This is a genomic window from Vreelandella venusta (assembly GCF_044809155.1).
GTDB lineage: Bacteria > Pseudomonadota > Gammaproteobacteria > Pseudomonadales > Halomonadaceae > Vreelandella > Vreelandella venusta_B.
This window is the reverse complement of sequence record NZ_CP085241.1, coordinates 2,871,514-2,886,653: the sequence shown is the minus strand read 5'-3', so window position 1 is coordinate 2,886,653 and position 15,140 is coordinate 2,871,514. Positions and strand designations below refer to the sequence as shown.

The window sequence follows — 15,140 nt, the reverse complement described above, 5'->3', positions numbered from 1 at the left end:
TTTTCTCCATTATATGACCCTTGAGCGCGTATACCTTGTGGCTGGCGAGCTTTCCGGCGATATCTTAGGCGCAGGATTGATGCGCGAGCTAAGCGCTCGCCATCCCGGCGTCGAGTTTCGTGGCATCGGGGGGCCGCGCATGGAAACCCAGGGGCTTACCAGCCGCTTTCCGCTGGAAACATTATCGGTAATGGGGCTGGTCGAGGTGGTCAAACACCTGCCGGAACTTATTCGGGTGCGCCGCACGCTCCGTGCAGACGCATTGGCTTGGCAGCCGGATATCATGATTGGTATCGACGCCCCTGATTTCAATATTGGCCTAGAAAAACAGCTGCGCGATGCGGGGCTTACAACCGCTCACTACGTCAGCCCCTCGGTATGGGCGTGGCGCCAAGGACGCGTTAAGAAGATTGCTAAAGCGGTCGATGGCATGCTAACGCTGTTGCCTTTCGAGGCTGATTTTTACCATCGCCATCGTGTACCTGTTGCCTTTGTGGGCCACCCCTTGGCCGATGAATTGCCGCTTGAGAACGACCGTCACGCTACGCGCCAAGCGCTTGGGCTTCCCACCGATGTGCCTATTGTCGCGCTGCTACCCGGGTCCCGGGGCAACGAAGTTCGTTTTTTAGGCACGACGTTCTTACGCGCTGCAGAACTGTTGTGCCAGCGTCATGAGGCGCTTCACGTGGTTATCCCGGCGGCAACCCCGCAGCGCTATCAAGAGATCCGTCAGCTCCTGGCAAGCTACCCAGCTTTAGACGAACGCGTTTTGCTACTGGATGGTCAGGCCCGAGAGGCAATGGTCGCAAGCGACGCCGTGCTGCTGGCGTCGGGCACCGCCGCCCTTGAAGCTATGCTCTGTCATCGTGCCATGTTGGTCGCTTATAAAATGGCCCCGGCTACTCACTGGCTGGCAAAACGATTGGTGAAAACCCAGTGGATTTCACTGCCCAATCTGATCGCTCAAGAGAGCCTGGTGCCTGAATTGATTCAGGAGGCTGCCACATCGGAAGCGATTGCTGATCAGCTTGATCAGCTGTTGGCGGATGAGACAGCGCGGCACGCTCTGGAAGCACGGTTTGCACGCATGCACCAAAGCCTTCAGCGCAACGCCAGTCAGCGTGCCGCACAGGCAGTCACCTCGCTGGTGGCGGGTGACCCTTTAGATAACAATGAAATAGCAGGCTACGAAGGGCGTCATCATGGCCGTTAAACTTGCTGACTATCCAGCGCTGGTCATTGATTACCAGGGTGATCGTCTGGCCGGTGTGGATGAGGTCGGCCGTGGCCCGCTGATTGGTAGCGTGGTGGCGGCGGCAGTGATTCTCGACCCTTCCCAGCCTATCGAAGGTCTGATGGATTCAAAAAAGCTCACCGCTCGCAAGCGAGAAGCGCTGGACGTGCAGATCCGCGAACGAGCGCTGGCGTTCGCCGTTGCCGAGGCAAGTGCCGCTGAGGTGGACCAGCTTAATATTTACCATGCAACCCACCTGGCCATGCGCCGCGCGGTGGATGCGTTGGCTCCCCAGGCGGAGTACTTGCTGGTAGATGGTAACCGGCTGCCGGGACATGTGCTACCGGGCCAGGCGATAGTAAAGGGTGATGCCCGCCATCCGGCGATTGCCGCCGCGTCTATTTTAGCGAAAGTTGCGCGCGATGCGCAGATGGTCGAGCTGGATATGCGCTATCCTGAGTATGGCTTTGCCCGACATAAGGGCTATCCAACGAAAGAGCATCTAACGGCCCTTGCCGCTCATGGGCCGCTTGCCGAGCATCGCCGCAGTTTCGCGCCGGTACAGCGCCAGTTAGCGCTGCTGTAAGCCTCCTCTATTTATCTAGTCTTGTTATTGAGAGTCCCATGACGGTTCCGTTCGTTCATCTTCGTTTGCACAGTGAATACTCGCTGGTTGATGGCTTGGTAAAACTCAAGTCACTGGTCAGTACCACCGCTGAGCGCGGGATGCCGGCGCTGGCCTTGACCGACGAGGCCAACCTGTTTGGCTTGGTAAAGTTTTATAAAGCTGCCCAGGGAGCTGCGCTAAAGCCTATCATTGGCAGCGATTTGTGGCTGCACAACCCCCATGATGACGCTCATCCATACCGCATTACGCTCCTAGCAATGAACGGGGTGGGGTACCGCAACCTCACCGAGCTTATTTCCAAAGGGTGGAGTGACGGACAGCGCCAGGGGCGCGCCATTCTGGATAAACAGTGGGTGCTGGATCAAAACGACGGCTTGATAGCGCTGTCTGGCGGACGTGAAGGCGAGATTGGCCACCATCTATTATCTGAACATGAACGTGAAGCGCGGCTGTTGCTGGAAGAGTGGCAGCGCGCTTTTCCTGATCGTTTTTATCTAGAGCTAATTCGCACCGGGCGGCCGCTTGAGGAAGAGTGTGTTCACGCCAGTGTTCAACTGGCCATTGAGTCAAACACGCCGGTAGTCGCCACTAACGACGTACGATTTTTAGAGCGTGAGGACTTTTGGGCCCACGAAACCCGCGTAGCGATCGGGGAAGGTAAAGCGCTGGATGATCCGCGACGCGAGCGGCGCTACACCGAAGAGCAGTACCTGAAAAGCCCTGAGGAAATGGCCGCCCTGTTCGCGGATATCCCCGAAGCGCTAGAAAACAGCGTGATGATCGCTGAGCGCTGCAGCGTGGATGTGCGTTTGGGCGAAATTTTCTTACCAGAGTTCGAAATTCCCGAGGGCATGACCCAGGATGAGTTTTTCCGCAAAGTCTCTCATGACGGCCTCACCGAGCGGCTAGATTTTCTTTTTCCTGCTGAGCAGTACCCGCGTGACAGCGATGCCTATCGCGAGATCGATCAGCGCTACCGTGATCGGCTTGAGTTTGAGCTGAACGTTATTATCCAGATGGGGTTTCCTGGCTACTTCCTGATCGTGATGGACTTTATCCAGTGGGCCAAGGATAACGATGTGCCTGTAGGGCCGGGGCGTGGTTCGGGGGCGGGGTCACTGGTGGCCTACGCGCAAAAAATCACCGATCTGGACCCCATTGGTTACGACCTGCTGTTCGAGCGCTTTCTCAACCCCGAACGTGTTTCCATGCCCGACTTTGACGTCGATTTCTGTATGGAAAAGCGCGACAAAGTGATTGAGTACGTCGCCAACCGCTACGGTCGTAATGCGGTTTCTCAGATTGTCACTTTTGGCACCATGGCCGCTAAAGCGGTGGTGCGCGACGTAGCTCGCGCCCAAGGCCGCCCCTACTCGCTGGGCGACAAACTCTCGAAGCTGATTCCTTTTGAAGTCGGCATGACCCTTGCCAAAGCGATTGAGCAAGAGCCCGCGCTCAAAGAGTTTATCGAGAAGGACGAGGAGGCCGAAGAGATCTGGGAGATGGCGCTCAAGCTAGAGGGCACCACCCGGGGTACCGGCAAGCACGCAGGGGGCGTGGTGATTGCCCCCACCAAGCTGACCGACTTCTCACCGCTGCTCTGCGATGAAGATGGTTCCGGCTTAGTGGTTCAGTTTGATAAAAACGACATTGAAGAAGCCGGGCTGGTGAAGTTTGACTTTCTCGGCCTGCGTACGCTGACGATTATCGACTGGGCACTCAAGATGGTCGATAAAGTGCGGGGTGTTAACGGCCAAGAACCGCTAAACATCGACGCCATTCCGTTAGACGACGGCAAAACCTTCGAGATGCTCAAACGTGCTGAAACTACCGCCGTCTTCCAGCTGGAATCCCGCGGTATGAAAGAGCTGATCAAGCGTCTACTGCCAGATTCGTTAGACGATATGATCGCTCTGGTGGCCCTGTTCCGCCCCGGGCCGCTGCAGTCGGGCATGGTCGATGATTTTATCAACCGTAAGCACGGCCGCGCTGAAGTCTCTTATCCACACCCGGATTATCAGCACGAGCTGTTGAAACCGGTGCTAAGCCCCACCTACGGCATCATCTTGTACCAAGAGCAGGTTATGCAGATTGCTCAGGTGATGGCGGGATACTCGCTGGGGCAGGCGGACATGCTGCGCCGTGCTATGGGTAAGAAAAAACCCGAAGAGATGGCTAAGCAGCGCGCAGGCTTTATGGAAGGGTGTGCGGCTAACGGCATCGACAAGGATTTGGCGGGCAATATCTTTGACCTAGTAGAAAAGTTTGCGGGCTATGGTTTTAACAAATCCCACTCCGCTGCTTATGCTCTGGTGTCGTATCAAACCGCTTGGCTGAAGGCTCACTACCCAGGGCCGTTTATGGCCGCGGTAATGTCCACGGAAATGGATAACCTGGATAAAGTGGTGCCGTTAATTGAGGAGTGTCGCAACCTCAAGCTCACCGTTACCCCGCCGGATGTTAACGTCGGTGGCTACCGGTTCACCGTCGATACCGAGGGTCGCGTGGTGTACGGGCTGGGCGCGATACGTGGTGTCGGTGAAGGGCCGATTGGCGCCATTGTTGAAGCCCGCAATGCGGACGGCCCCTTCAAAGATCTGTTTGATTTCTGTCGTCGCCTAGACCCTAAACGGATGAACAAGCGCACCTTGGAAGCGCTGATTCGATCAGGGGCGCTAGATACGTTAGGGCCTAACAGGGCAGTGCTTGCCGCCGCCATGGAAGACGCCCTAAAAGCCGCAGCTCAAAACCATGCTAACCAGAACCTAGGCATGCTGGATATGTTCGGCGAGGCGTTCACAGAGGCCGAGGAGCCGACGGATCCTTACGCTGAGTATCGTCACGTGCGGGAGTGGACTGACCGCGAGCGGCTGTCTGGTGAAAAAGACACCCTGGGCCTCTACCTGACCGGCCACCCGATTGATGAGTATGAGCGGGAGCTAAAGCGCTTTGTCTCTACACGGATCAGCGACTTAAAACCTTCCCGCGAGCCGCAGCGGGTGGCGGGGCTGGTTGTGGCCATGCGCACGATGAAGTCCAAGCGCGGCGATACCATGGCGTTTATCACCTTGGATGACCGCACCGGTCGCATCGAAGCCTCGCTATTTGGTGAGCTGTTCGAGCAGCTGCGTGGCCAGATTGAGTCTGATCAGGTGGTGATTGTTGAAGGAGAGGTTTCAAATGATGACTTCTCTGGCGGTATGCGCCTGCGCGGTAAAGACGTAACGCCTATGGTGACGGCACGTATACGCTATGGGCAAGCTGTAGAGTTGGCCGTGGATGCCGGTCAGATCAACGGCCGGCTGGTGGAAAGCCTTCGGGAAAGCCTGACCCCCTACCGAGATGAAGCAGGCTTACCGGTGCGTTTGCAGTACCGTCACCCGGAGGCGGTGGCGTGGCTGGAGCTTGCCGACGAGTGGAAGGTGTCCCCCAGCGACGACTTGCTGCTAGCGCTGCGCGATGTTCAAGGGCAGGCAGGCGTGCAACTGCGCTATCGATAGCGCTTGTGGATAGATAGTGCCCGGTTAAATGGCGGTAGGGCGGGTACCCAACTTGCGTGCCAGGGACAGGGTGCGATAATGCTCTTTATTTTCTCATTACACATGCATGCTACTTTGATCAGGCAGAGCCGATGAATCCTAACTACCTCGATTTTGAACAGCCCATTGCGGAACTCCAGGCAAAAATTGAAGAGCTGCGTTTGGTCAGCTCCGATAGCCAGGTGAATCTTTCCGATGAGATCGCTCGGCTGGAAGAGAAAAGCCGCAAGTTAACCGAATCGATCTTCAAGGATTTAACGCCCTGGCAGGTGTCCCAGATCTCCCGTCATCCCCAGCGTCCTTACACGCTGGATTACCTTGAGCATATTTTTACCGATTTTGATGAGCTACACGGCGATCGTAACTTTGCCGATGATGCCGCCCTGGTGGGCGGTATTGCGCGCTTAAACGATGCGCCCGTCATGGTCATCGGCCATCAAAAAGGTCGTGATGTAAAAGAGAAGGTGCGTCGCAACTTCGGTATGCCGCGCCCGGAAGGCTACCGTAAAGCCTGCCGTTTAATGGAGATGGCCGAGCGCTTTAACATGCCCATTCTGACGTTTATCGATACGCCTGGCGCGTATCCGGGTATCGATGCGGAAGAGCGCGGCCAGTCAGAAGCCATTGCCTACAACCTGGCCGTGATGTCGCGGCTGAAAACACCGATTATCTCCACTGTGGTCGGTGAGGGTGGTTCTGGTGGTGCACTGGCAATCGGCGTATGTGATGAGCTGCATATGCTGCAGTACTCCACCTACTCGGTAATCTCACCAGAAGGCTGCGCGTCTATCCTTTGGAAGAGTGCAGAAAAAGCCTCCGAAGCAGCGCAGGCCATGGGCATAACCGCCGAGCGATTAAAAGAGCTGGGCTTTGTCGATGCGCTGATCAAAGAGCCACTAGGCGGTGCTCACCGCCACCCCCTCACCACCGCTGAGCGGGTTAAAGACGCTTTGTCAGCCAGCCTTGAGCGCTTACAAAGCTTTGATACCGATGCGCTTCTTGAGCGCCGCTACAAGCGCTTGATGAGCTATGGCGCCCCCGCTGCCTAAGCCACTGCTACGCTTGCTAAATGACGCCCTGGCGGAGACCCCGCCGGGGCGTACTGTTTGGGTAGCGCTTTCCGGCGGGCTGGACTCATCGCTGCTGCTCACATTAGCGGCCCACGTTTGCCAAGCCGCAGGGCGTCCGCTGCGAGCGATTCACATCAATCATGGGCTACAAGCTGCCGCTAGCGCCTTTGAAGCACGCTGCCGGTCACTGTGTGATGACCTCAGTGTTCCGCTGACCGTTGCTCATGTGGTGGTAGATAGCCAAGGCAAGGGCGTTGAAGGGGCCGCACGGCAGGCGCGTTACGGCGCCTTCCAACAGTCTATTCCCCACGGTGATACGCTCTGGTTGGCCCAGCATCAGGATGACCAAGCGGAGACGCTGCTACTAGCGGCGCTGCGGGGCAGCGGTATCCGCGGTTTAGCGGGAATGCCTTACCGGCGTCACTGGCAAGGAATCACTCTGCTGCGCCCCTGGTTATGTATTAGCCGTCACACGCTAGCAAAGACCGCTAAGGCGCTGGCGCTTGAGTGGTGTGAAGACCCCACCAACGTGGATGCGTCGTTAGACCGTAACCGTTTGCGACACCACGTGATGCCGCAGCTTCAAACGCGATGGCCAAGCGCCGCAAGCTCGCTTGCCAAAAGCGCCCAGCACGCCGGAGAAGCGGACCAGCTACTGGCAGAGTATGCGGCGAGCGAGTTGGCGAGTCTGAGCGTTGGGGGAGGCTACCTTGACGCGGTTGCGTTAAATCAGCGCAGCGCACCCCGTCAGCGATTGCTGGTGCGCACTTTCTGCCAGCAGTTAGGTTTACCCACTCCGCCGCAAAAGCGCTTGGAGAGCTTGCTGGCGCAGCTGGCGGCGTCCGCAGATGCACAGGTTAAGGTGGTCTGGGAGGGGGTTGAGGCGCGAGTATGGCGGCGCAGGCTCTATATTATGACCGCTCTCCCACCGCTGCCTGCCTGGGAAACGCTTTGGGATGGTCAGCCAGGGCTTTCCACGCCGCTAGGCAAGCTGATGGTTTCAGTGCCGACTTCTCGCCCGTTGATGCTGCGCTGGCGCCAAGGCGGTGAGGTTATTGATCTGCCGGGCCGTGGCCGTCGGGATTTAAAACGACTACTGCAGGAGAGCGAGCTGCCGCCCTGGGAGCGCCAGCGCCTAATTGTGGTGTTAGAGGGCGAGGCGTGCATTGGCGTTATTCAGCCGCCTGACCAGCTTTTGTGGCAAGCGGCCGGGAGTCGCTTTGTGGCTACTCCAGCACGGTAAACGTAAACCCGGCGCCTGCCATATACGCCTGTTCCTGCTCCATATCAGTACTGAGCAGGGTGGGTTCATCGCTTGCAGGCAGCGTTAGAGTCAGCGCTGAGCCCTCTGCGCTAACGTCTGGTAGCGGCGGCGCGCTTTCTGGACGCGAGTGGTTAATCAGTACCGCCAAGCGCAGTAAGCGTGCCAACTTTGCATAGCTTGCCTGTTGCGAGGCCGGGAGTGCTTGCCACTCCTTGAGCGGGAATTTGCGTCGGTGGGCGCGCACTAAAAATGCCAGTAAGCGCTGCTCTGGCCGCGAAAAACCGGCGAGGTCGGAGTGTTCTAATAGATAAGCACCGTGGCGATGGAACTGACTGTGGGAAATAGCCAGGCCAATTTCATGTACATGGCTTGCCCACGCAAGATAGTGTCCCTGAGGCTTCGTTAGCCCCCATGCTTGTTTTACGTTGGCAAAGAGTCGCATGGCGGTATCGGCGACGTTATCGGCTTGCCGCGTATCGACATCGTAAACCCGTTTGAGCATTTCCAGCGTTTTAGAGCGGGTGTCCTCGGCGCTGTTGCGGCCTGCCATATCGTATAACACGCCTTCACGGAGCGCGCCGTCGGCAAAACGCATCTGGGTGAGGTCGAAAGCTTCAAATACAGCGCTTAAAATAGCCACGCCTGCCGGAAAGACTTTTGAGCGGTCAGGCTTTAAGCCATCCAGCTCAATTTTCTCCAGCTGCTTATATTTAAGCAGCCGCTCGCGGAGTTTCTTCAGCCCGCTACGCGTAATAACGCCTTCCTGCGTACTGTCGCCGTAAGCGAAGATTACGCTTGCCGCCGCTTTAATAGTGCCGCTAGAGCCCACCGGGTCGTCCCAGCCCAGACGCTGGTAGGGGCGCTGTATATTGGCTAATTCCGACAGCGCCGCCAGCTCTGCACGGCGCATGCGCTTTTCGCTTAGCTCACCGTCAGGGAAAAACCGGCGGGTAAAGGTGACACAGCCCATGCGCAGGCTTTCCAGTGCCTTGGGTTCAAAGGACTCACCAATGATGAATTCGGTAGAACCGCCGCCAATATCAACAATTAGTCTGCGGCCGTTTTCCGCTAATGCGTGGGCAGCGCCTAGGTAAATCAAGCGAGCTTCTTCGCGCCCGGCAATAATTTCGATGGCGTGACCAAGCTGTGCCTCGGCGCGCTCGATAAAGATTTGGCTGTTATAGGCATCGCGCAGCGCATTGGTGCCCACAATGCGCAGGTTGGCGCTCTCAATATCTTTTAAAAAGGGCGCAAAGCGGCCTAAGCAGTCTAGCGCTCGCTGGATAGCGGCTTCGCTGAGGTAGCCTTGGTCATCTAGTCCGGCGGCTAACTGTACTTTTTCACCCAGCCGGGCGACCACCTGCAAGCGTTCGTTTTGGTAGTTCGCCACCAGCAGATGGAAGCTGTTTGAGCCTAGGTCGATGGCAGCCAAGCGCTGCGGATCACCATGGTCAATGTCTTCCTTTATTGCAGTGCTAGGGAGTGAAATGTCCTTGGGCATGAGCTATCCTTCGTGTTGGCTATGCCAAGGTTGCGGCGCCCTATGACGATTGTCAATTGCCAAAGGCTTGCGTTTATCGCAGCCCTTGACTACCATCGAGCTACTGGCTTGATCCGAGCTAGCTTGTTTGTCTATTTAACAAGTGCAGTAACTCGGTTATTCCAAGCAGTACGTACCTAGATGGCATCAGCCAGATGTCAAAGTCGTCAGATAACCCGCTGAAACAGCATTTTCTTTGCCGATCAGATTAACTAGTTTATTAGCACCCTCTCGCTAAGCAGTCATTGATGCCCTCATTTCTTTTCTGGTATCTGATTTTTGACTGCCCAGCTTTTAGTACTCGAGCGTGTGCCTAGATGGGTTCTGAACGCATCACTCGGCGGAATAACCACGCCTCCTGTCTTATTCCCGGCGCTTGGCGCCCAGCTTTCATGAGCAACTTTCTAACACACCGATGAATCTCACTGAACTCAAGCAAAAATCCGTTCCCGAGCTGCTCGATATCGCCCGCGACATGGGGATCGACAACTTAGCCCGCTCGCGCAAGCAGGACATCATTTTCGCCATCCTCAAGAAGCACGCCAAAAGTGGTGAGGATATCTATGGTGATGGTGTGCTGGAAATTCTCCAGGATGGTTTTGGCTTCCTGCGCAGCGCCGACAGCTCCTACCTCGCCGGTCCAGACGATATCTACGTCTCACCGTCACAGATTCGTCGTTTCAATCTGCGCAAAGGCGACTCCATTTCCGGCAAAATTCGCCCGCCAAAAGAAGGCGAGCGCTACTTTGCACTGCTCAAGGTTAGCCAGATCAACTTTGATCGCCCGGAAAACGCCAAGCATAAGATTCTCTTTGAGAACTTAACGCCGCTGTTCCCGGACGACCGTCTGCGCATGGAGATCGGCAACGGGTCGACAGAAGACCTGACGGCTCGGATCATTGATCTGACCGCGCCGATCGGTAAAGGCCAACGCGGTTTGCTGGTGTCGCCGCCGAAGGCGGGTAAGACGCTGATGCTGCAAAACATCGCGACATCTATCACGCGTAACAACCCTGAGTGTCATCTGATCGTGCTACTGATCGATGAGCGCCCAGAGGAAGTGACCGAGATGTCCCGCACCGTTCGCGGCGAAGTCGTTGCCTCTACGTTTGATGAGCCGCCGGCCCGCCACGTACAGGTGGCCGAAATGGTTATCGAGAAGGCGAAGCGCTTAGTTGAGCACAAAAAAGACGTGGTGATTTTGCTCGACTCCATCACTCGTCTAGCACGTGCCTACAACACCGTAGTGCCGAGTTCTGGCAAAGTACTGACCGGTGGTGTCGATGCCCATGCCTTAGAAAAGCCAAAGCGCTTCTTCGGTGCGGCGCGTAATATCGAAGAGGGCGGTAGCCTGACGATTATCGCCACCGCGCTTGTCGATACCGGTTCAAAAATGGACGAGGTTATCTTCGAGGAGTTCAAGGGCACCGGCAACATGGAAGCGCACCTTGACCGCAAGCTGGCTGAGAAACGCGTCTTCCCGGCGATCAACATTCGTCGCAGCGGTACCCGCCGCGAAGACCTGCTGGCCTCTGAAGATGAGATGCAGCGCATGTGGATTCTGCGCAAGCTGCTCAATCCGATGGAAGACACGGCGGCAACCGAATTCTTAATTGATCGTCTGAAAGATACTAAGACGAATCTGGAATTCTTTGAAGCGATGAAGCGCCGTTAGGTGCTGCATTACGGTCAGGCGCTAGCAGCTTAACGCCTGACAGCCAGGGGAAGTACCTTGAGGAGAGAGCCTTGAAGTACCACGACTTGCGCGATTTTATTGCGGCCCTAGAAGCGCAGGGTGAACTCAAGCGAATTAAAGCTGAAGTTGACCCTTACCTGGAAATCACTGAAATCTGCGACCGCACGCTGCGTGCCGGTGGCCCTGCATTACTGTTTGAAAATGTAAAGGGGCACGACATGCCGCTGTTAGGCAACCTGTTTGGTACGCCTAAACGGGTGGCGCTGGGCATGGGGCAGGATTCGGTAGAGGCGCTGCGTGAAGTAGGTAAGCTACTGGCCTTTTTAAAAGAGCCAGACCCGCCCAAAGGGCTAAAAGACGCCTGGGACAAGCTGCCGATCTTCAAGCAAGTGCTCAGCATGGGGCCAAAGAGTGTTAAGCGCGCGCCGGTACAGGACGTCGTTTATGAAGACGACGAGGTTGATCTCGGTCGCTTACCTATTCAGCACTGCTGGCCCGGCGATGCTGCCCCCCTGGTGACGTGGCCTCTGGTGATTACCAAAGGCCCGCACAAAAAGCGTCAAAACCTGGGGATTTATCGCCAGCAGAAAATTGCCAAAAATCGTCTGATTATGCGTTGGCTATCCCATCGCGGCGGCGCGCTGGATTTTCTTGAGTTTCAAAAAGCGCATCCAGGTGAGCCGTTTCCGGTCGCTGTCGCGCTAGGCGCTGACCCGGCCACGATTTTGGGTGCCGTGACCCCCGTGCCCGATTCGCTCTCTGAATATGCCTTTGCCGGGCTACTGCGCGGTTCACGCACTGAGCTTGTGAAATGCGGCCACGCGGATCTTGAAGTGCCAGCCTCTGCTGAGATTATTCTTGAAGGGTTTATTTACCCGGATGATATGGCACCCGAAGGGCCGTTTGGCGATCATACCGGCTATTACAATGAGGTCGATCACTTCCCAGTGTTCACCGTGACGCGGATGACCATGCGCCGCGACGCTATTTATCACTCTACCTATACCGGCCGCCCACCCGACGAGCCTGCCATTCTAGGCGTTGCGCTTAACGAAGTATTTGTGCCCATTCTGTGTAAGCAGTTTCCCGAAATTGTCGACTTCTACCTGCCGCCAGAAGGGTGCTCGTACCGTATGGCCGTAGTGACGATGAAAAAGCAGTACCCCGGGCACGCCAAGCGCGTGATGATGGGAGTGTGGAGCTTCTTACGTCAGTTTATGTACACCAAGTTTGTCATTGTGCTGGACGACGACGTGGATGCACGTAACTGGGAAGATGTCATGTGGGCGATCACCACCCGGATGGATCCGGCGCGGGATACGGTCATGGTGGAAAACACGCCCATCGACTATCTCGATTTTGCGTCGCCTGTCTCTGGGCTAGGCTCCAAGATGGGACTGGATGCGACCAATAAATGGCCTGGCGAAACTGACCGCGAATGGGGCACGCCGATTGTGATGGACGAAGCGGTGAAAACGCGAGTCGATGAACGTTGGGATGAATTGGGCATTGATATTCCGTTACCCGCATCTCGCCACAGCTAGTTAGGTATCGCGGGCTAAACGACTTTCCACAAAGAGGCTTTAATGAGCGCAACGACGTTAACGTGTAAAACGCTAACCTGCCAAGTCACCGCCGTTGAGGATTTAAATCCTGACGTATTTGGGGTGACCGTCGAAGGGCGCGCTGAAGCCATGCAGCATGCACCAGGGCAGTATCTAGAGCTTAAATTAGACGACGCAACCTGGGTGCCGTTTTCTATTGCCAGCGCCGACCGCCACGATGGCACCATCGAGCTGCATATTCAGCACTGGCCAGAACGCGATAATTCAGCGCGCCTGCGTGACCTACTACAAGTGGCCAATCAGTTAACGGTGCGCCTGCCCAGCGGCGAGTGCGTGCTGAATGCCGAAAGTGAGCGCCCGCTGCTGCTGATTGCTGCAGGCACCGGTTTTGCTCAAATGAAGGCAATTGTGGAAGCCTCCCTGCAAAGCCAGCCTGAGCGGCCTATCTCACTTTGGTGGGCAGCGCGTGAACATCGCGATCTTTACGCTGAAAATCTAGCGACTCAATGGGCGCAGCAACACGCCAATGTGTCCTTTCAAGCAGTGACGGAATTTCCGCTGACTGAGCCACTCGCGCAGGGCGAGCGTATTGTCCATCATCAGGGGCGCGTCGATTTAGTGTTGGAGAGCGAGCTTGCCAATACGCCCATTACGCCCAGCGACTGTGATATCTACCTGTCGGGCTCGCCGGGCATGGTATACGCCTGCGTTGATGTGCTGGAGCGTCTTGGGGTCAGCAGTGAGCGAATGTTCTCGGATGTATTTGCCTACGCCCCGCGGCCTCAATAAAATGATCAGCCACTTTACGCTATTGCTGTCTTGCTAACTTTCTACCTCAATAAATGGAGGCTTTATGGCCGATCATGACGACAACTTTAAAGATGAATCTGGTTTGCTTGCCATTGTGCTGGGCGTTGTAGTGCTAGTGAGCATGAGCGCACTACCTGCAACGATTGGCTGGGTGCAAGCATTTAGCGGCTGATAGTTGCCATTTTGCGCATATGCAGGCAGGATTAAGCACAAGCGCCTTTGGCGAACTTATGAAACGAGAACACTGTTATGTATAACGCACACTCTACACAGCGCCTTGCAGCCAAGCCGGAAACGGCCGTTGGTGCATGTGCCGCTGCGCGAGTAAGCGCGTTTGCATTTGCTTATGCAGGTTATTGGTTTAGCCACGGTGTGCCCCTGGCCGACCAGTAGCGTCGCGCCAACAGGCACACCACCTTGGTTGCCTGCCGCATGCAAAGAAGCCTCGGTTGGTAACCCAACTGAGGCTTCTTTTGTTTTAAGCCTATCAAAACGTCTACAGAACATTCATCAAGGAGCTGCACCATGTCTTACCGCGCACACGTTATCGCCTCTTCCATCGCCCTTTGCTATCTCGGCTATGGCTATGGCTGGCGATTTAGCGGCGCGCGGTCGGTGCAAGCTGCCACCTCCGACCGTGCCTGCTTGGGTGGCCCATTAGTCACAGGTAGTCATACGCGATGTCATACGCTTTCGGAGAGATAAACATGAATGCCCATGCCAGCCCTTTAAAGTCACCGCTGTCGTCCTTAACGCACCCCCCTGTGGGAACCTCTCAGCCGCTGCCGCTGCCTGCAGAGCTTCGCCGCCGCATAGGCGTTAGTGCGACACTCAGTGAGCAAATTACCCAACAGCGCCTTGCCGTTCAGCGTGTGCTCAATGGCCAAGACAATCGTCTGCTGGTCGTGGTGGGCCCGTGCTCTATTCATGACCCGGACGCTGCCCTTGAGTACGCCGACAGGCTGGCGGCGCTCAGCGATGAAATCAGTGAGCAAATTCTGCCGGTCATGCGTGTTTATGTCGAAAAACCCCGTACTACTGTGGGATGGAAAGGGCTTGCTTACGACCCAGACCTAGACGGTAGCGGCGACATGTCGCGGGGTATCGCGCTCTCCCGTGAGTTAATGCACGCCGTCGCAGCCCGCGGCTTACCGGTAGCCACCGAGCTTTTGCAGCCAATGCTGGCACCTTACCTAGATGACCTGCTGAGCTGGGTCGCTATCGGAGCACGAACGACCGAATCCCAATTACACCGTGAACTTGCCAGCGATTTAAGCGCTGCCGTGGGGTTCAAAAATGCGACGAGCGGTGATGTGCAGGTAGCGATTGATGCCATGCAGGCAGCAGCCCACACCCATCAGCGGTTTGCGATTGATAGCGAAGGCCGTCCAGTGATGCAGGAGACGGCTGGCAACCCTCACACTCACCTGGTACTGCGTGGCGGACACGGCGAGCCGAATTACCAGGCCCACCATGTGCGCTCATCGGTCAATGCCCTACAAAAAGCCGGTCAAAACCCGCGCTTGATGGTGGACTGCAGCCACGCCAATGCGCGAAAAGATCATCGCCGCCAAAGTGAAGTAATGCTAGACGTGCTTGCCCAGCGCAACGCGGGAGATGCCAACGTCGTCGCGTTGATGCTCGAAAGTTATCTACACGAAGGTAAACAGGCGCTTAAACCCAACAGTATGCGCTACGGGGTGTCGGTAACTGATGCCTGCGTGAGCTGGGAGACGACTGAGCGGCTACTCAAAACGGCCGCTGAGCGAATGCGTTAGGCCGCGTTATTTGAGC

General features: G+C 56.3%; 12 protein-coding genes. 11 read left to right on the top strand and 1 reads right to left on the bottom strand.

Going from position 1 to position 15,140, the window contains the following annotated elements; translation table 11 throughout:
* Positions 1-13 precede the first annotated feature (13 nt).
* From lpxB to tilS, 5 genes are all read left to right on the top strand, one after another.
* Positions 14-1,213 carry a lipid-A-disaccharide synthase gene (lpxB, locus tag LG301_RS13425; RefSeq protein WP_404471659.1) on the top strand — a complete coding sequence of 400 codons (1,200 nt, stop codon included), beginning with the start codon at positions 14-16 and terminating at the stop codon, positions 1,211-1,213.
* Positions 1,203-1,820 carry a ribonuclease HII gene (gene rnhB, locus LG301_RS13420; RefSeq protein WP_404471658.1) on the top strand — a complete coding sequence of 206 codons (618 nt, stop codon included), beginning with the start codon at positions 1,203-1,205 and terminating at the stop codon, positions 1,818-1,820. Before lpxB ends, rnhB begins: the two co-directional genes overlap by 11 nt.
* A gap of 38 nt (positions 1,821-1,858) precedes the next feature.
* On the top strand, positions 1,859-5,362 hold the full coding sequence (gene dnaE / locus LG301_RS13415; RefSeq protein WP_404471657.1) for a DNA polymerase III subunit alpha: 3,504 nt from the start codon (positions 1,859-1,861) through the stop codon (positions 5,360-5,362).
* A gap of 131 nt (positions 5,363-5,493) precedes the next feature.
* Positions 5,494-6,450 carry an acetyl-CoA carboxylase carboxyl transferase subunit alpha gene (accA, locus tag LG301_RS13410; RefSeq protein ID WP_404471656.1) on the top strand — a complete coding sequence of 319 codons (957 nt, stop codon included), beginning with the start codon at positions 5,494-5,496 and terminating at the stop codon, positions 6,448-6,450.
* Complete coding sequence (gene tilS / locus LG301_RS13405) at positions 6,431-7,714, top strand: tRNA lysidine(34) synthetase TilS (protein ID WP_404471655.1); 1,284 nt, start codon at positions 6,431-6,433, stop codon at positions 7,712-7,714. The genes accA and tilS overlap by 20 nt, the downstream gene beginning before the upstream one ends.
* Here tilS and ppx read toward each other — a convergent pair.
* The gene (gene ppx / locus LG301_RS13400) at positions 7,698-9,236 is read right to left on the bottom strand and encodes an exopolyphosphatase (protein WP_404471654.1); all 1,539 of its coding nucleotides are present in this window, start codon (positions 9,234-9,236) and stop codon (positions 7,698-7,700) included. The genes tilS and ppx overlap by 17 nt on opposite strands.
* Positions 9,237-9,690: 454 nt before the next feature.
* Between ppx and rho the strand changes: the two genes are divergently transcribed.
* The 6 genes from rho to LG301_RS13370 all read left to right on the top strand — a co-directional run bounded on the left by rho (position 9,691) and on the right by LG301_RS13370 (position 15,124).
* Positions 9,691-10,950 (top strand): transcription termination factor Rho, encoded by a 1,260-nt coding sequence (gene rho / locus LG301_RS13395; RefSeq protein ID WP_404471653.1) that lies wholly within the window; start codon positions 9,691-9,693, stop codon positions 10,948-10,950.
* A 71-nt stretch (positions 10,951-11,021) separates the two neighbouring features.
* Positions 11,022-12,515 (top strand): 4-hydroxy-3-polyprenylbenzoate decarboxylase, encoded by a 1,494-nt coding sequence (gene ubiD, locus LG301_RS13390; RefSeq protein WP_404471652.1) that lies wholly within the window; start codon positions 11,022-11,024, stop codon positions 12,513-12,515.
* 42 nt (positions 12,516-12,557) lie between these two features.
* The gene (locus LG301_RS13385; RefSeq protein WP_404471651.1) at positions 12,558-13,325 is read left to right on the top strand and encodes an FAD-binding oxidoreductase; all 768 of its coding nucleotides are present in this window, start codon (positions 12,558-12,560) and stop codon (positions 13,323-13,325) included.
* A 64-nt stretch (positions 13,326-13,389) separates the two neighbouring features.
* Positions 13,390-13,518, top strand: coding sequence for a hypothetical protein (locus tag LG301_RS13380; RefSeq protein ID WP_263067439.1), 129 nt, complete (start codon positions 13,390-13,392; stop codon positions 13,516-13,518).
* Between the two features lie 77 nt (positions 13,519-13,595).
* Positions 13,596-13,739: a hypothetical protein gene (locus LG301_RS13375; RefSeq protein WP_404471650.1), complete on the top strand. Its 144-nt coding sequence runs from the start codon at positions 13,596-13,598 to the stop codon at positions 13,737-13,739.
* Positions 13,740-14,053: 314 nt separating this feature from the next.
* Positions 14,054-15,124 (top strand): 3-deoxy-7-phosphoheptulonate synthase, encoded by a 1,071-nt coding sequence (locus LG301_RS13370; RefSeq protein WP_404471649.1) that lies wholly within the window; start codon positions 14,054-14,056, stop codon positions 15,122-15,124.
* Positions 15,125-15,140 lie beyond the last annotated feature (16 nt).